This window comes from Neisseria mucosa, from assembly GCF_013267835.1.
Lineage (GTDB): Bacteria > Pseudomonadota > Gammaproteobacteria > Burkholderiales > Neisseriaceae > Neisseria.
This window is the reverse complement of sequence record NZ_CP053939.1, coordinates 1098749-1116502: the sequence shown is the minus strand read 5'-3', so window position 1 is coordinate 1116502 and position 17754 is coordinate 1098749. Positions and strand designations below refer to the sequence as shown.

At 47.7% G+C, this 17754-nt stretch carries 15 protein-coding genes and 1 tRNA gene; 7 read left to right on the top strand and 9 right to left on the bottom strand.

Annotated elements, in window-relative coordinates; all coding sequences use genetic code 11:
- The 5 genes from FOC66_RS05260 to FOC66_RS05240 all read right to left on the bottom strand — a co-directional run bounded on the left by FOC66_RS05260 (position 1) and on the right by FOC66_RS05240 (position 5584).
- On the bottom strand, positions 1-519 hold the full coding sequence (locus tag FOC66_RS05260; protein WP_003747357.1) for a hypothetical protein: 519 nt from the start codon (positions 517-519) through the stop codon (positions 1-3).
- Between the two features lie 97 nt (positions 520-616).
- Positions 617-1855, bottom strand: a complete 1239-nt coding sequence (locus FOC66_RS05255; protein WP_003747355.1) for an NAD(P)/FAD-dependent oxidoreductase — start codon at positions 1853-1855, stop codon at positions 617-619.
- A gap of 134 nt (positions 1856-1989) precedes the next feature.
- Entirely contained in the window at positions 1990-4308 is a 2319-nt protein-coding gene (locus tag FOC66_RS05250) for an MMPL family transporter (RefSeq protein ID WP_003747353.1), read from the bottom strand.
- Positions 4309-4401: 93 nt separating this feature from the next.
- A complete protein-coding gene (locus tag FOC66_RS05245) occupies positions 4402-5019 on the bottom strand; it encodes a 4'-phosphopantetheinyl transferase family protein (protein ID WP_003747351.1) in 618 nt (205 codons plus the stop codon).
- Positions 5020-5071: 52 nt separating this feature from the next.
- Positions 5072-5584, bottom strand: coding sequence for a hypothetical protein (locus FOC66_RS05240; RefSeq protein WP_003747350.1), 513 nt, complete (start codon positions 5582-5584; stop codon positions 5072-5074).
- Positions 5585-5784: 200 nt separating this feature from the next.
- On the opposite strand from FOC66_RS05240, the gene FOC66_RS05235 reads away from it, so the two are divergent.
- A tRNA-Ser gene (locus FOC66_RS05235) sits at positions 5785-5877 on the top strand.
- A gap of 80 nt (positions 5878-5957) precedes the next feature.
- On the top strand, positions 5958-6518 hold the full coding sequence (locus FOC66_RS05230; protein WP_003747348.1) for a pseudouridine synthase: 561 nt from the start codon (positions 5958-5960) through the stop codon (positions 6516-6518).
- Between the two features lie 55 nt (positions 6519-6573).
- Here the strand turns inward: FOC66_RS05230 and FOC66_RS05225 are convergent, their stop codons facing one another.
- Together FOC66_RS05225 and radA are read right to left on the bottom strand one after the other, a co-directional pair.
- Positions 6574-7380: a DUF4198 domain-containing protein gene (locus FOC66_RS05225; RefSeq protein WP_003747346.1), complete on the bottom strand. Its 807-nt coding sequence runs from the start codon at positions 7378-7380 to the stop codon at positions 6574-6576.
- 151 nt (positions 7381-7531) lie between these two features.
- On the bottom strand, positions 7532-8908 hold the full coding sequence (gene radA / locus FOC66_RS05220; protein WP_003747343.1) for a DNA repair protein RadA: 1377 nt from the start codon (positions 8906-8908) through the stop codon (positions 7532-7534).
- Between the two features lie 80 nt (positions 8909-8988).
- On the opposite strand from radA, the gene FOC66_RS05215 reads away from it, so the two are divergent.
- From FOC66_RS05215 to FOC66_RS05200, 4 genes are read left to right on the top strand one after another with little or no spacing between them, the layout of a single operon-like run.
- On the top strand, positions 8989-9231 hold the full coding sequence (locus FOC66_RS05215) for a hypothetical protein (RefSeq protein ID WP_172884820.1): 243 nt from the start codon (positions 8989-8991) through the stop codon (positions 9229-9231).
- 48 nt (positions 9232-9279) lie between these two features.
- A complete protein-coding gene (locus tag FOC66_RS05210; protein ID WP_003747338.1) occupies positions 9280-10404 on the top strand; it encodes a DNA cytosine methyltransferase in 1125 nt (374 codons plus the stop codon).
- On the top strand, positions 10401-11441 hold the full coding sequence (locus tag FOC66_RS05205; RefSeq protein WP_003747335.1) for a restriction endonuclease PLD domain-containing protein: 1041 nt from the start codon (positions 10401-10403) through the stop codon (positions 11439-11441). The genes FOC66_RS05210 and FOC66_RS05205 overlap by 4 nt, the downstream gene beginning before the upstream one ends.
- Positions 11442-13331: a Z1 domain-containing protein gene (locus tag FOC66_RS05200; protein ID WP_003747334.1), complete on the top strand. Its 1890-nt coding sequence runs from the start codon at positions 11442-11444 to the stop codon at positions 13329-13331.
- A gap of 69 nt (positions 13332-13400) precedes the next feature.
- On the opposite strand, the gene FOC66_RS05195 is transcribed toward FOC66_RS05200, so the two are convergent.
- Positions 13401-14873: a S41 family peptidase gene (locus tag FOC66_RS05195; RefSeq protein ID WP_003747331.1), complete on the bottom strand. Its 1473-nt coding sequence runs from the start codon at positions 14871-14873 to the stop codon at positions 13401-13403.
- 213 nt (positions 14874-15086) lie between these two features.
- Positions 15087-17006: a murein hydrolase activator EnvC family protein gene (locus FOC66_RS05190; RefSeq protein ID WP_003747328.1), complete on the bottom strand. Its 1920-nt coding sequence runs from the start codon at positions 17004-17006 to the stop codon at positions 15087-15089.
- A 173-nt stretch (positions 17007-17179) separates the two neighbouring features.
- On the opposite strand from FOC66_RS05190, the gene FOC66_RS05185 reads away from it, so the two are divergent.
- Positions 17180-17725, top strand: coding sequence for a CreA family protein (locus FOC66_RS05185; protein ID WP_003747327.1), 546 nt, complete (start codon positions 17180-17182; stop codon positions 17723-17725).
- Positions 17726-17754 lie beyond the last annotated feature (29 nt).

Genomic DNA, 17754 nt, shown 5'->3' with positions numbered 1-17754 from the left:
TTAGTCTTCTGCAATCGGGCTGACCGTCCAGAAAGTTTGGTCGGGGAAGCCGATGAGGAATTGTTCGGAATGGTGGGCGACACACCACAAATCACGCTCGCGGTAGCTGAATACCGCGCCTTTGCCGTCAGGGCAGAAGCCTTGATGGGTGGCGTTTTGTTGGCGGGCTTCAGGGTAAAGCGTGGCGGCGTGTTCAGCAGCCAAAAGCGGCAACAGGGCGGCAAACAGTCGGCGCGAAGCGGCATTGGGCATCACAAAGCCGTCATTTTTCCAGCCTTTGGTGCTGACCGATTGACGCGATACCGGCGCGCCCAGTGCATCGGTTTGGACAAAGCGGATGCCGTCTGAATGAGGTTCGACTGCCAAGAGATTGGTTTGAACGGTTTGCCCCGCCGCATTGGTTTGCTCGAGTTTGAACCATTGGCCTTCTTTGGAAAGCGGTGGCAGCGTTTGCGGATGAGGGAGCGAGGTTGCGCATGCGGAAAGTAGCAGTGCAGCAAGCAAAGGGATAAATCGCATAAGGTTTTATCTATCGGTCAAAATATTTAATGATGAGGGTAGATTTTCAGACGGCCTGTTCTGTTTTTAGGCGCGGCCGTCTGAAAGGCATTCTTCCTTATTCTACCTTCAAATCACCCACCAATGCGACAAGTGTGGACAAGCGTTGCTCGGATTTTTCCACGAATGGATTGTTCGTGTCCCAAGCGTAGCCTGCCAAAATAGACGAAATCATGCGGCTGATTTCAGGGCTGCGGTTGGGCGCATAGATGGCGTTTTGAAAGCGGAAATCGTACCAACCGTTTACATAAGTGCGGAACGCGTTCACGCCGATCATCAATTGGTCGGCAAATTCAGTTTGCCAATCGACGGCTTCGCCTTTGAGTTGTTTGGCCAACAAGTCGGCAGCCAGTTTGGCAGAGTGCAGGGCAATGGTTACGCCGGAGGAGAAGACGGGGTCGAGGAATTCGGCGGCGTTGCCCAAAAGGGCGAAATGTTTGCCGTATAAGGTTTTCACGTTGGCGGAGTAGCCTTGGATAGAGCGGAACGGGAAGTCGTTTTCCCAAACGGCTTTATCTAAAATTTCCGCCAGCATCGGGCATTCGTACACAAATTTTTTCAACACGGCTTCTGATTCGCCGGCCAGTTTGTCGGGCGTGCCGACAACGCCGATGGAGCAGCGGTTGTCGCCGAAAGGAATCAGCCAAATCCAGACATCGCGATGTTCAGGATGCGTGTTGATCAGGATTTTGTTGCGGTCGAATTTCGGGCTGGTGATGTTGTCGTCGATATGCGTGAAGTGGGCTTGGCGAGGAGGAAGCTCGGACGGGCTTTCCAAGTCCAAAAGGCGGGGCAGGACGCGGCCGTAACCGCTGGCATCCAAAATGAATTTGGCGGTCAATTCATAGTTTTCGCCTGTATCGGTCGCAACGCTCAAGCGTGCCACATCGCCGCTGTTGTCAAACGCGGTTACGCCGTGTCCGAAGCGGACATCGACGCCTTGTTTTGCCGCTTCATCAATCAGGATTTTGTCGAAGATGCCGCGGCGCACTTGATAAATGGTGCCGGGGCCGTCTGAAAATTTTTCAGTAAAGTTGAAATCTGTGTAACGGCTGCCCCATGAAAACGCAGCACCGTCTTTAAATTGAAAGCTGGGCTCGGCATGCACGGCATCGGCAAAACCGGCTTCTTCCAACATTTCCATGCAATGCGGCAGCAGGCTTTCGCCGATGACAAAGCGCGGGAAATGTTGTTTTTCCAATACGCAAACTTTAAAGCCTTGTTTGTTCAGCAAAGCAGAAGCAACCGAACCCGAAGGGCCTGCGCCGATAACGGCAACGTCAAATTCTACGGACATTTTAAAATACCTTTGATTTTAATGATAAATAATGTTTAATCCGTCGCCTGAGTTTTTCAGACGGCCTTTTGTAGCTTGGCGATAGAAGTTGAAACAAAATATCGCCTTAATTTCAATCGTCTTTATTTTTTTGTCTAATTTTTCAACAATGTGCCTGCCAGCCAAATATTGAATGCCACACCGATGGTAACCGTCATGCCGAACGCGGCAACGGCGGGCGTGCTGCTGATGGCGAGCAGGGCAAAGGAAATGGCAGTCGTCGCGGCGGCAAGCAGCATGCCGCCTAATTTTGCCGGCGCGCTGTGGTGTGCGGTGGCGGCATAGACGGCATAGTCCACGCCGATGGCGGATACTAAAAGCAGGCCGAACATGGCAAACAGGCTGACGGGAATGCCGGCCAAACCGAGTACGGCAACGGTGCAGATGGCCGCGGCCAGCGGCACGGCAAGGATTTTGCTGCCGCGTTTGAAACCGAACATTTTCCATAAAAGCAGCCATGCCAAGGCATAGGAAGCCAGTTTCAACCATGCGGCCTGATTGCGCGTGTGGTGGAAAAGCTCGTTTAAGTGGGCACGTTTGTCTGCCCAATGTATGCCGGAGACGTGTTGCACTGCGGCGCGTACGGCGGCTTCATCGGCCATGCCGTTCAAACGCACGACGGCAGCAAAACGGCCTGGTTCCACTTCGCCCAAATACAAGGAACGCCAAGCTTCTGCCAAATCGGTATTCAGGCCGTCTGAAAGCGACAATGGTTGCATATCGGCGGCTTGCAGCAGGGCATCGCGCACGGTTTTGCGCGGAATACCGATTTCGGTAAGCGGTTTCCAGCTATCAGGCAACTTGGTCAATTCGCGCAGGCGGTTTTGCAGTTTTTGCTGTTCCGTTGTCGGCAGGATGAATTGGTCGGGCGATTGGATGCCGGAAAGTTTGCCTTGCGCGATTAAGGGCTGCAGGGCGTGGCCGAGTTCGGCGGTTTTCTTCAACAGGGCATCTTCGCTTTGTGCTTCGGCCACCAAATATTTGCCGCCAAAATCTGTGCCGCTCAACCGGCCGATTTGTTGTACTTCTGTCAACATCGCGGTCGGCATATTGACCCATTGACGGATGTCGTCACGCCAGTCGCTGCGCCACAGTCCGACTGCCAGCAAAATTCCGCCCACGATTAACCAGCCGCGTTTGTGCAGGCGGTTTTTCAGACGGCCTGACAAGGAATAGAGCTTTTCGGTTAATGCGGCAAAAGGCACGGTTTTGGCACGGTAGCGGCGAAACAGCGGCGGCAGCCATAAAACGGTGGCACCAAACGCGCCAAATAAGGCAAAGCCTGAAAATACGGCGGTTTGGCGCAGTACAGGCAAAGGGGTGAACCACAGCAGCGCGTAGCCCAAGACGGTAATCGTCAGGCTGACGACAAAGCTCGGCAAGACATGTTTTATTGCCGATTCAGCCTGCCAAACGGTCTTTTCAGACGGCCCGAATACCGACGGCGCAAGCCAGTGCAACGGGAAATCCACCAACATACCCACCAAGCTGGTGCCGATGACGATGGTCAGGATATGCACTTCGCCGAAGGTTAATAATGCAACTGCCAATCCGGTCAACATACCGGCTGCCAGCGGCAAGGACAGCAAAAATACGCGGCCGCTGCGGAAGACCCACAACAGCAGAGCAAAGGTCAGCCCCAATCCGACCATGCTCATCAGCCGGCTTTCTTTTTCTGCAGCTGCTTTGGATACGGCGGCGAACAATGCGCCACCTGCGCTTAAGGTTTCTGCGCCGTTTTCCGAAGCGATTTGACGGCTTTGCGCCATCAGCGGCAAGAGGGCATCGTTGCCGGAAAATTGATCGCCGCCGGCGAGCCGTCCGCGTAAAAATACCCAAGTTTTGCCTTGGTCTTCGGCAAACAGCATGCCGTTGTCCATGTCCCACTGCAAACGGCTTTGCGGATTGGCTTTGTCGGCAACAAAGCGTCCGAAGCCCAGCCAGTCTTGTTCTAAAGACAAAGGGGAGGGGGCGGCAAACGGATTGGCCGCGGCTTCTGCGCGCGCTTGAAAATAGGCTTGCGGCTGCTCAAACAGCAGGCGGATTTCGTCTTGCGGCAAAACGGCCAAGCCCAGTTTCTGCATATCCGCCCGCACCTTGTCCAAATTCGGCGTCATGCTGCTGTCGACTTGTTCAAATACGCCGCTCTTGCGCCATGCATCGGCAATTTGAGAGGCCGTTTGAAAAGCGGTTTCGGCATCGGTACTGCCGGCAAGCAAAATGATTTGCGAATTGAGCTGCGCTTCTGCGGCTTTATCCGCAGCCGTCAGTAAGGCATCGGGTTGCTGCTCGCTCGGCAACAACGCGGTCAAATCGGTTTGGATGCGTGCTTGTGAAGCAAAGGCATAAACCAAAAACAGGGTGAGAAACAGGATAAGGGCAGTATAGAGGCGGTTTAGGAGGCGAAGATTCATCGTTCAGACGGCCTTTTGCAAATGCTGCTGTTGGTGTGTGGAATCAGTAAAAGTACAGTAAATTAAATCAGATTATTATTATTTTGTCAGTTATTAGATGGTTTGCCGGTCGGTTAAATCATTGGGCTTGAGTGAACCGAAAAACTGCCATTGCAGAGCGACGGCTTTTCCCTGCCAAACGCAGGCAAGTGCCATCGTATCCGCCAAAATCGCGCTTGTGCCACGCCAATCGGTTTGCTTTCCGGCGCGTAAACCGACGGGTTGTCCTGAATCGAAAACATAGCCGACCGATTTCATGTCTGACGGGAAATCCAAATTCGCCGCTTTAATCAGGGCTTCTTTGAAACACCACAATCGGTAAAACGTTTCAGACGGCCAGTTTGCCGTTTCCAAAAAGTCTTGCTCTTCCTGCGTGCAGACCAAAGCCGACAGCGCTTTGAAATCGCGCGGGCGGATAAATTCGATATCGATACCGGCTGTTAAGGGATGAGGCGCACACAATAAAGCGGCAAAGCCTTGGCTGTGGCTCAGTGATACAGTCGGTAAATCGGTTTGCTGTTTTAATGCTCGGCTGACTTGCCAGTCCTGACGCTGCGCCAGTTGCGGCGTGGCAGCCAAACGTTGGGAATCGGCTGCGTTTAGAGAGGCATGGTCGTAGCAGGCGGCAAAAGACGGATCGGCCAGCAGGCAGTGAAGGGTTGTCGTATCCATAAAATAGAAAAATGCCAAACTTCATCTTGAAGTCCGGCATTTTTGACATTGCTTAGTGGAAGCTGCCTTTCAAAACCACACGGCTGTTGAATGTAGCGATGTGGCATTCGTACTCGTTACCGCCTTTGGTTACTTTGTCAAAGTAGCTAACCAGATGAACGGATTTGGCTTTTTTGCGATGTGCAGTGCTTTGGAAGCGTTTAACTGCGCTTAAGAATGCGCGTTGGCAGGTTTCATCAGGGGTTTTGCCGACTGAGTTGGAGATTTGACGGGAAGTCAAAGTCGCGCCGGATGTGCTGCCGTAGTGAACGCGGATGCTGGGATCCAAAGCGGATTTCGCTTCGGCAGAGTTCAAAGCTACATCGACTTTACACATATAAATATCGTTTTGACCTTTGCCATTGACTTTATGGCCTTCACCCATGCTGCGGCAGGCAGAACCGGCGGCAGTTGTTTTTTGAGTAGAAGTTTGAGAGGAGGAAGCAGATGGTTGAGAATTGCCGGATTGTGAGCAAGCGGCAAGCATCAGGGCGGATACGGCAACCAAAGCAGAAAAACGTAACATACGGACTCCTTTATAATTAAGGGGTGTGAAAAAAGGTTTACAGAAAACAAAATCATTTTAACATATATGAAAGCCGTATAAAAATAGGATGATGCAAAAAATATTATATTTTTATTTAAATGATTTCATGGTGTTAAGAAAGTTTGAGGTGCTAATGCTTGACGAAGGAGGGCAGAGGGCGTATATTGCGGTCTTCCTTAGGAGTAATGGCTGAGAGGCTGAAGGCACTTCCCTGCTAAGGAAGCATGTGGGGTCAACCTGCATCGAGGGTTCGAATCCCTCTTACTCCGCCAAATATGAAAGACACCGTTTATACGGTGTCTTTTTTATTATCCGGGATTGCTTGGAATCTGAGGCCGTCTGAAAGTGTGAAATGAACGATTTGATTATCCTAAACAAGCCTTATGGCGTGATTTGCCAGTTTTCCGCACATGAAAAACATCCGTGCCTTAAGGATTTTGTCGAGAAACCGGGATTTTATCCGGCCGGACGTTTGGATACAGACAGTGAGGGTTTGCTGCTGTTGACCAATAATGGCCGTTTGCAGGCGCAGATTGCCGACCCGAAATTCAAGCAGGTCAAAACTTATTGGGCGCAGGTGGAGGGTTCTCCTGATGAAGCCAAATTGGATTTGTTGCGCCGTGGCGTAGATTTGGGCGATTTTGTGACCCGTCCGGCCGAGGTCAGGGTATTGGAAGAGGGCGAAGCGGATGTTTTATGGCCGCGCGTGCCGCCGATTCGCGTGCGCAAATCCGTACCTGATTTTTGGGTGGAAATTAAAATTTCGGAAGGGAAAAACCGCCAAGTGCGAAGGATGACGGCGAAAGCAGGCTTTCCGTGTTTACGTTTGGTCCGCGTGGCAATAGGCCGTCTGAATCTGTTTGATTTGAATTTGGAATTGGGACAATGGCGGTTTGCGCCGCATCGTCCTTAAATAGGATGAATAAAGGCCGTCTGAACTATTCAGACGACCTTTTGTTATGGAAAAATCAATGATGTGAATGACCGATTTGGAAGGTCAAAGTGGTGTAGTTCGCCTGCTTTTGGCACACGCTTTGATCGGGGAAATCGGCTTTGTATTCTACGCTGGCTTTCCAGAAACCTTGGCGCAATGGAATGATGCTGACTTCGCCTTTGTCATCGGTAGTATCGGAAAAGGCTTGGGCTTCGGTTTTATGGGTTTTGCTGCGGTCGCTGGTATCGAAGCCGTCAAATGTGGCGGTAACGGTGGCGTTCGGCAGCGGCTCGCCATTGAAGAGGACGCGGACTTTGAAGCGTTCGCCGACGTGGACGTTGGCAGGGTTGTCCAAAGGTACGATTTCCAAATGTTGGCCGACTTGCTTGGTGATGATGGCCGTATCTGCGCTTTCGTGGCCGACATTGACGATGTTTTTGCCGAACATACGGGTTTGTTCGCAATAGCTTGCATCAGGCATTTCTTTGATGCTTGCCTGCTTCCAGCCCGCGCTGTTTTTAGACCAGAAAGTCGGTTGGTATTCGGCGGTTACCAAGTAGCTGCCGTCTTTGACCGGCAGTTTGCTGCGGTATTGGTAATTGTATGTGCCTTTTTGAATCATGTTTTCTTTGCCTTTTTCAGTCACCAGTTGCATGGGTTTGCTGAAAATGTGCAGGCGGTCTTTGGCGATGGGTTCAAGTTCCGGGAATTCGCCATAGCCCAATTCGGCTTCAAGGTATTCGCCGCCATGTGTGTGGGCGGTTTCAACCCAAACGCGATGGGCGTGTGCGGCAGTACTGAACAGGAAGGCGGATGCGATAAGCAAAGCGGTTTTTTTCATGATTTCTCTCCGATTTTCGATGTGTAGAAAAGATAGAATAAAGTCGTTCGTTATAATATAACAAAATTATTTAAATTTAAAGAGAGGCCGTCTGAAAACTTTCAGACGGCCTTTTAGCTGATTGTTTTTTGAATCAGATTATCGAAACGGTTTAGTCCCCGTCACGACAGACGTCAATCGCTTCCTGCAAACTGCTGACGCCGTAGATTTTCAGGTTTGGAAACTCTTTGGCATTGCGCGGCATATTGGCTTTGGGGACAATGGCGCGTTTGAAGCCGAGTTTTTCCGCTTCTTTGAGCCGCTCTTGTCCGCGTGCGACAGGGCGGACTTCGCCGCTTAAGCCGATTTCGCCGAAAACCACGGTTTTTTCGGGCATGGGGCGGTTGCGGAAGCTGGAGAGCATGGCGAGGATGACGGCGAGGTCGGCGGCGGGTTCGCCGATTTTGACGCCGCCGACGGCGTTGAGGAACACGTCTTGGTCGAAGCAGGCAATGCCGCCGTGGCGGTTGAGGACGGCGAGCAACATGGCGAGGCGGTTTTGTTCGAGACCGACGGTGAGGCGTTTGGGGGTAAAGCCGTGCGCATCATCGACCAATGCCTGAATTTCGACCAGAAGCGGGCGACTGCCTTCTTGCGTGACCAAAACGCACGAGCCGGGCGTGTCATCTCGGTAGCTGGCGAGGAAGATGGCGGACGGGTTGGACACGCCTTTCAAACCGTTTTCGGTCATGGCGAACACGCCCAGTTCGTTTGCCGCGCCGAAGCGGTTTTTGATGGCGCGGATCATGCGGTAGTTGGAATGTTGGTCGCCCTCGAAATACAGCACGGTATCGACCATATGCTCCAGCACGCGCGGGCCGGCAATCGCGCCGTCTTTGGTAACGTGTCCGACCAGTATCATGGCGATGCCCATCTGTTTCGCCATACGCGTCAGTTGGGCGGCACATTCGCGCACCTGCGACACGGAGCCGGGGGCGGAAGTGATTTGGTCGGAATACATGGTTTGGATGGAGTCGATGACCACGACTTCGGGCTGATGCTGTTTTAAGGCCGTCTGAATCGCTTCCATGCGGATTTCGGCAAGCAGGTTCACGCCTTCGGTGGGCAGTTCCAAACGTTGTGCGCGCAGGGCGACCTGTTGGGCAGATTCCTCGCCGGAAACGTACAGCACTTTACGGCTTTGCGCCATTTTGGCGATGGTTTGCAACAGTAATGTGGATTTACCAATGCCGGGATCACCGCCGAGCAGAATAACCGCGCCATCAACCAAACCGCCGCCCAATACGCGGTCAAGTTCTCCCATGCCGGTCGGATTGCGCGGCACTTCGGTAGCGGTAACGGCGGAGAGGGATTGGACGGTCGAAGTGTCCGCCGCCCAAGATTGGAAACGGGCGTTTTTCGGTTCGGGCGAAGCCAGGCTTTCCTGAAGCGTGTTCCACTCGCCGCAATGCGGGCATTTGCCTTGCCATTTCGGGGACGTACCGCCGCATTCAGAACATTGGTAGATGGTTTTTGGGGCTTTTGCCATAGTGTTTTCCCTGTGGAATATTTGATGTGTGAAAAGGTCGTCTGAAAACAATCATATCGTTTTCAGACGGCCTTGGGATTATGAATACTTTATTTATAATTTCAAGTATTCATCACTTGTTTAATGCAGCGGCATTTGCTGTTTTTTTGCGGCATAATAGGAAAAATTTACATGGAAGTTTTAGAAAAATGATTTTATTTCAAAATAACGATGGTAAGCTTGCCTTGCCTTGCCTTGCCTTGCCTTGCCTTGCCTTGCCTTGCCTTGCCTTGCCTTGCCTTGCCTTGCCTTGCCTTGCCTTGCCTTGCCTAGTTCTCTATTAAAATCCCTTCAAGGTTTTTTATCAAATCTATGCATAGGAGTGAAATCCTATGTCATCTAAAAAAATCTCAAATTTTAATTCGTCTGACAATAAACCCAGAATTCTATCTCTATTTTCAGGATGTGGAGGTTTAGATTTGGGTTTTCACCAAGCTGGTTATGAAACTGTTTGGGCGAACGATTTTTCCCATTGGGCTTGCGAAAGTTTCCGTAAAAATATCGGCGATGTCATCGTAGAAGGTGATATTGAACAAATTGATCCGAATGATCCAACTATTCCCGATTGCGACATCATTTTAGGCGGCTTCCCTTGTCAAGATTTTTCCATGATTTGGAAACAGCCGGGCTTAGAGGGTGAGCGCGGCAATCTTTATAAAAGCTTTTTACGTTTTGTAAATGCAAAAAAACCGAAAGTTTTTGTTGCTGAGAATGTGAAAGGTTTGTTGACTGCCAATAAGAAAAAAGCCATCCAGCAAATTATTACCGACTTTGAAAATTGCGGTTATTACGTTCAGGCGAAGCTGTATAACTTTGCTGAATTTGGCGTACCTCAATTTCGTGAACGTGTGCTAATTGTCGGAGTACGTTTGGATACAGGATTTGATTTTCATCATCCAGAACCGACGCACAATGAAACTGGCGAAAATGGCTTAAAACCATATGTAACTGCTGGTCAAGCGATATCTAATATTCCCAAGAATGCCAGTAATAATGAATTGTTGAAAATTAGTGAGCAAACCCGTAAACGTTTAGAACTAATCCCAGAGGGAGGAAACTATAGTGATATTCCTAAAGAACATCCTTTATATGTAAAAAGTATGTTAAGCCTTGTTTATCGGCGAATGCACCGTGATAGACCTTCTACAACAATTATTGCTGCGGGTGGCGGTGGTACTTGGGGCTATCACTTCCCTGAACCGCGTGCTTTTACTAATAGGGAACGAGCAAGGCTTCAAAGTTTTCCTGATGATTTTGAGTTTGTTGGTTCAACGACGGAAGTACGTCGTCAGATTGGCAATGCGGTACCGCCTCAAGGCGTGGTTGAATTGGCAAGAACCCTCTTACCAATTTTTTCAGGTAACTATAAAAAAGTAGATTTACATAAGAAATTGAAAGCAGAGAAGGATGTTTTATTTCATGACCGACTAAGCAAAATTCGAGGGGGAAAACGATGAATACTGTTTTTTCTAATATTGCTAATGCACGAATTACAGATAAGCCATTAAATAAAGTTTGGATGGATTTATTTATGTCCGCCAATGAAATTTTAATGGCAACAGGCTATGTTTCTAATGATGCAGTCAAAGAGTTACATAAAATTTTAGAAGATAGCGAACATAACCAGAAAATCAAATTATTGGTTGGTATGCATTATTTAGAAGGGTTTAGTCGTCCTCAATACAACAGTCTTTGTGAATTAAATTATTTTTTGCAAGATAAGCAACGTGGGGCAGTATACGTTTCTCCACGTGTGAAATTTCATGGAAAAATGTATTCGTTTAAGAATCAGAATGAAACTCATGGATTGATTGGTTCTGCTAATCTTACTTGCTTTTGGGATAATACTGAGCGAACCTATGAAACAATGGTTCATTTGAATGATGTTCAGACGGCATCTAAATTACATAAAAATATAGATCAGGTTATCCAGCAATTGGGTGTGGCTATTAATCAAGTAGCAAAACCAACTGATTTTAAAGAACATAATGTTCATTTGGAGAATTGTCTGGGAGTTGAAAAAGTAAATGATTCTATACTTGAGCAACTTTTTTCACAAATATCGACTTATCACTTTGATTTACCAGTTAAAACTTTCCCAGAAAGCAGTTTAAACCGATTTTTTGCCAAAGGCCGTAAAAATAAACGTGGATTTTATTTACCTAGGCCATGGTATGAAGCAGAGTTGATTGTATCAACAAAATTTTTAGGTGCAGAAGGATACCCAAAACAAAAAGAGTTTACTGTCATCACGGATGATGGTTGGAAATTTGAATGTAATACCACAGGACAAAATGGTAAAAATTTCAGTTCAAAAGGTGATCAAACCATATTTGGTAAATGGGTTAAAGGACGTTTAGAGGCGGCTGATTGTTTAAGAACAGGGGAACCTGTCACAGAAGAGACTCTACATAAATACGGTAACGATCATTTTGAGTTCCGTTCAACCGACAATCCTGATGTTTGGCTGCTCTCATTTAAGGGGAAAAACTAAATGTTGCAAACCTACTTGAATCAATTGACCCCGCCTGAATTAGCTGATTCTGTTAAAAATACCGTTGATGGTTTTATGGGGAAATTATCACAAACCGAACCGAAAATTGTTCAAAATGTTTTATTGCTGGGCAATGTTCAAAGTGGCAAAACGGCACAGGTTTTGGGTGTATTAAGTGCGTTGGCTGATGATGGCGACCACAAAGTTTTTTTGTATCTTACTACTGACAGCGTAGATTTACAGGAACAAACAGTCAAGCGCGCCGAAGCTAATCTGAAAAATTTTATTGTGTTGTCTGAAAATGATGACCGAAGTTTTATGCAGGTAATGAAGGCAAATAATCCCATATTGGTCGTGATTAAAAAGAATGCCCGTGTATTGAAACGTTGGCGTAATTTGTTTGCCAGTCAAAGTAGCCTGAAAGGCTATCCTTTGGTTATTGTGGACGATGAAGCCGATGCAGCCAGCCTAAATACTAATGCTGATAAGCCGGATAAAGATGTCAGTACTATCAATAAACTGCTAAATGACATTAAGAATTCCTGTTGTCAAAGCTTATTTATTCAGTTGACCGCCACGCCTCAATCGCTTTTATTGCAACATGAAGAATCTGATTGGCAACCTGAATTTATCCATTTCTTTGAAGCTGGTGAAAAATACATCGGTGGCAACTTTGTCTTCTCTGATCCTCCAAGCTATATCGTTCGCTTCATTGACAGTGAATTGGACGATATGAAAGATGCGAGTGGTGAAATTGCCGAAGGGGTAAAACAGGCATTGCACAGTTTTCTGCTTACTTGTGCAGAGTTTGCTTTATGCGGTAAAACCAATTGTAATTTTGCTTTACATCCAAGTTATAAAATCCAAGACCATCAAGCCTTCTCTCAAAAAATCCAAGCCTTTTTGAATGATTTGGTACAAGCGATTAATAGCGGGGAGAATCTTGCAGACAACTTTAAAGAAGACTATTTGGATTTACAAAAGACTAAGCCTGATATTCATCATTTTGAGGAAATTTATGAAAAACTAACAGAACTTTTAGAAAATAAGCAAATTTATACTCTCGTCGTTAACTCGCAGACAGAATCAGATTTTGATTTAGAAAGAGGCTTTAACATTATTATTGGTGGGAATGTGATTGGACGAGGCTTAACTATTCCAAAACTACAAACGGTTTATTATAGTCGCACTGCTAAAAAACCGAATGCAGATACTTTCTGGCAACATTCGCGTATTTTTGGATATGACCGTGATAAATCATTATTACGGCTTTATATTCCGTTTGATGTCTATTACTTCTTTGTACAACTCAATCAAGCAAATAATCTGATTATTGAGCAGGCAAAAAATTCAGACGGCAATATTCAGGTTATTTATCCGAAAAATATCAATCCAACTCGAAAAAATGTATTGAAATTCGACAGTATCAATCAAATTGTGGGTGGTGTGAATTATTTTCCACTTCACCCAAACGAGGATAATTTGTCGGAGATTAACAAGATTTTGCCTTCTATTTTGAAAGATGAAGTTCAATCTGATTTATATCAAATAGATATAGAAGATTTATTCTTGGTTCTAGATAAATTGGGTCATTATGTCCCAGATGACTGGAATAAGGAAAAATTTATTGCTGGTATAGAAGCATTAAAGGCACAACGTCCAAGTTTTAAAACTTACGTTTTGATCAAAACAGGACGTAAACTTTCTCGAGCAACTGGCACAATGCTTTCGGAAGACGACCGTAAATTAGGAGAAAAATATCCCAATGATTTATTCCTTACACTTTATCAAGTAGTAGGAAATAAAGACAAAGGTTGGCAGGGAGAAGATTTTTGGTTGCCTAACATTAAGTTGCCATATAAGGGACTGGTGTATTGGGGAGTGAAATAACATAGAAAAGGTCGTCTGAAAACAATCATATCGTTTTCAGACGACCTTTTTTATTGAGAAATAACAGGTTTATTTTTTGCTGTCTTTATCTGCATCTTTTTTCGGTGCAGGTTTTTTTGCTGCCAAACCTAAAGATTTTTGCCATTCGGCTGGATTTTTCACTAAGTCCAAGGCTTTGCGGAGTTGATCATCTTTGGCCGGATTTGGAATGCGGCGGCTGGAGATGTCTTCGTCTTTGTCTTTTTTAGACTTGTCTTTATCGGCTTTGGTTTCGGCGTTGGCAGGCGTTTCAGTGTTGCTGTTGACGTCTTGGCCGCCCAGCGGATTGCCGATATGGCCGACCAAATCGGCTTCGCGGCTTTCAAAGGCGCGGTCTTTGTCTTTGACTTCAACGTCAGGAACAATGCCTTGCGCCTGAATCGAGCGGTCGTTCGGCGTGTAGTAAAGGGCGGTGGTCAATTTGACTGCGCTGCCGCCGGAAAGCGGAATCAGGGTTTGCACTGAGCCTTTGCCGAAACTTTGTGTGCCGACGACGACAGCGCGTTTGTGGTCTTGCAATGCACCGGCAACGATTTCGGAAGCGGAGGCAGAGCCTGCATTAATCAGGACGGTCATAGGAATGGTTTTCAGCTCGGCAGGCAATCCGGCCAACGGGTCTTTGCCGCTGGTGGTGATGTAGTCTTCGGCAGTTGCTTTGAGAACCATGCCTTCTTTTTTGTTGCGGCCTTTGGTGCTGACAACGGTTACGTCGGGCTGCAGGAAGGCTGCGGATACGCCGACTGCGCCGTTGAGCAGGCCGCCCGGGTCGTCGCGCAAGTCGAGGATGATGCCTTTGAGCGGGCCTTTGTTTTCTTTGACAAGGGCTTGTGCGGCTTCGTTGAGCGCGGCAACGGTGCGCTCTTGGAATTGGGAGACGCGGATGTAGCCGTAGTCTTTTTCAAGCAGGTGATGGCGCACGCTTTTGACTTTGATGATGGCGCGGGTCAGGTTGACGACGATGGGTTTGTCGGCATTTTTGCGTGAAAGGGTCAGGGTGATTTTTGTACCCGGTTTGCCGCGCATTTTTTTGACGGCTTCGCTGACGGTCAGGCCGCGGGTAGAGGTATTGTCGATTTTGACGATAAAGTCGCCGCTTTTCACGCCGGCGCGTTCTGCCGGAGTATCTTCAATCGGGGCAACGACTTTGACAAAGCCGTCTTCTTGTCCGATTTCCATGCCCAAGCCGCCGAATTCGCCGCTGGTGGACTCTTTCATTTCGGCATAGCCTTTTTTGTCCATATACTCGGAATGCGGATCGAGATCGGACACCATGCCTTTCATTGCGCCTTCAAAGAGCTCGGCATCGGGTTTATCTTGGTAATAGTTGGCTTTGATTTGGCCGTACACTTCTGCCATGGTGCGGATGGTTTGCACGGGCAGGGCCTCGTTGTCTTTTTTGTCTTTTTCGGCGGCAAAACTTTGTACACTCAGACTGAGGGCGATGCCGCTAAATGCGCCGAGAGTGTAGATTGCAACTTTTTTCAAAGTGGATTTTGTTGACATTCGTTTGACTTTCTTTTTGTGTACGGTAAGCAAAGTGGTTTTTGTTTTCTCTGAACCCGTTGACTTTATGTGATTTAAACGCTCGGAACAATAAGTTTAAGGTAAAAGTTTGTTGTTTAATGTGCTGAACAGGCGTGAAAATCGTGTTTATTGTAGTTTATGATGAAAATTCAGACGGCCTGAAGGGGAAATTCAATCAGGCCGTCTGAAGCATCAGTTAATCCATGAAAGCGGATTCATGACTTGTCCGTTGTAGCGGACTTCAAGGTAAAGGCCGGTTTCGCCTGACGGCAAAGTGCCGCTGGTGCCGATTTTACTGCCGGCATTGACAGCGTAGTTTTGGGCGATGTCAATTTCGCTCAGGCCGGAGTAAATGCTGACATAGCCGTCGCCGTGGTCGAGGACGACTACTTTGCCGTAGCCTTCAAGCTCGCCGGCAAAAGTAACTGTGCCTGAGGCAATGCTGCTGACCGGAGAAGGAACGGTATTGTAGAACACGCCTTTCCAAACTTCGCCATCGCCGCGGTCTTGACCGAACAGGCCTGCCAATGTGCCGTTGACCGGTTTTTTCAGACGGCCTTGCATACGGCTGAAGCTGTTGGCGTTGCTGACGGTCAAGCCTTGGGTATTTGGGGCTTGCAGTTTCATGTCTTCGTCAGTCAGCGTGGACATGGCGGCGCGTTCGGCTTCGGCTTTTTGCTGGGCAGCAGCCTGCTCTTTGCGTGCTTTTTCGGCGGCGGCCAAACGGGCTTCGGCGGCTTTTTTACGCGCCTCGGCTTCGGCTTTGCGTTGCTCGGCTTTGCGTTTTTCCAAATCTTTCAAGAGATTGTTGAGGCGCTGCTCGTTTTCTCTGTGGTTGATTTTCTTTTGCGCTTCTTTGGCCATTGTCGCGTTTTGACGGCGGCTTTCGGCTTGTTCGGTGGTATTGGTCACGCCTTGTTGACGCAACGAGGCTTGAATATTGGCTTGCAGTTTTTTCAGGTAAGCCAATTCATTGTTGATTTTTTGCTCTTGCGCCGCCAGCTCTTTTTGTTGTTTTTCCAAGTCTCTCATAACTTGGTTGTTGGCGTTGTTGATATAACGCGTGTAACGCAGGAAGCGGGTTTTTTGACCCGCATCGGCATTTTTCAGGAAGAGGGCAACTGCGTTGGGCTGGCTGTTTTTATAGTTGCCGGACACAAAGCGCGAAATTTGGGCGCGCGTGTTGGAAACTTCGGCTTTCAACTGGTTGGCATCAGCATTGAGTTTTTGGAATTTTTCCCAAGCGTCGCGTTGTTTGCGGTTGATGCCAGAGAGGTTGTTGCGTGTTTGTTGCAGCTGTTTGAGCGTGGCATTAACATGGATAATGAAACCCTCGTTGCGTTTGGCAAAGGATTTTTTGCTTTCCATTTCGTTGGCGGCGGCAGTTACGGCTGCTTTGAAATCGTTGTCGGCTGAAGAGACGGCTTTAGGCTCAGCTTTAGGCTCGTCTTTTTTGTTTTGCTCTTTAGCTTTGGTGTCTTTTTTAGTGTCTTTTTTATCTTCAACAGCTTTTTTGGCAGGCTCTTTGGCTTTGGTTTCTTTGGTATCGGCCTTTTTGTCTTCGGCTGCTTTTTTTACTGGTTCTTTGGATTGACGGTCTTTTTTATCCTCAGCCGCTTTTTTAGCAGGCTCTTTGGTTTTGGTTTCTTTAGGTTCTGCTTTTTTTACAGGTTCTTTGGCTTTACTGTCTTTTTTATCTTCAACAGGTTTCTTGTCTTGTTCTTTGGCTTTGCCGGGTTTTGCGGCTGCGGCTTTTTTGTCTTTGGCTGTTTCTTTAGGCTCTTCTGCTTTGCGGTTGGCCTTTTTATTGTCAGCCGAGGCTTCGGCGGCTTTAGCCGGTTTGTTTTTGGCTGAAGCGCGTTCGTTTTTGTCGGCGGTTTCCTTCTCTTTGGAGGCTTTGGCTTTAACCGCTTTTTTGTCTTCCTCTTTTTCTTTTACGGCTTGTTTTTTTGGGGTTTCTTTTTTGACATCCGCCTTGGCGGCTTCTTTCTCTTTTTTCACGGGCGCAGCTTTTTTGACGGCGGCCGCTTTTTCTTTCGGCGCGTCTTTGGCAGCATGGGTTGGCAGGGAGAAGCTGAGCAGCAGGGCGAGGATGAGGGGTTTGTAACGCATGGTTCGATCTTGCTATTAAAGTAGGAACAATAGGACGGATTATACTGTCTGTCAGGCCGTCTGAAAATAATATTGGGTTGCAATATGGACGAACGGTCTTATATAGTAATGATGGAGTAGGCGGATATGATTCTGCCTAACTGGAAATTGACAGTCTGCATTGACAGGATATTATGAAAAAATATTTATTAGTAGTGTTGGGCGCCATGATTTTGGCGGCTTGCGGTAACGATACCGATAAAATCGGACGCGCCAGTACGGTGTTTCATATGTTGGGTAAAAACGACCGTATTGAAGTGGAAGGTTTTGATGATCCTGATGTGCAGGGGGTTGCCTGCTATATTTCATACGCGAAAAAAGGCGGTTTGAAAGAAACGGTCAATCTGGAAGAAGATGCCAGCGATGCATCGGTTTCCTGCGTGCAAAGTGCGGAAGTCATCCGTTATAACGAGTCTGAAGTTTTGAAACCGCGACAAGTGTTCAAACGCAGCGCCAGCATGGCATTTAAGAGCCAGCAGATTATCCGTTACTACGATCCGAAACGTAAGTCTTTCGCTTATTTGGTGTACAGCGATAAAATCGTTCAAGGCTCGCCGAAAAACTCTTTGAGCGCGGTATCGTGTTTTGCCCATGCGAAAACCGATACGCCGGTACCGGCAGGCGGTGCGGTTTATGGCGCCTGCGTGGTGGACGCGCCGATTTCCGACGGCCAAAAATAATAAAATCAGCTTAATAGATTAAGAAGAAT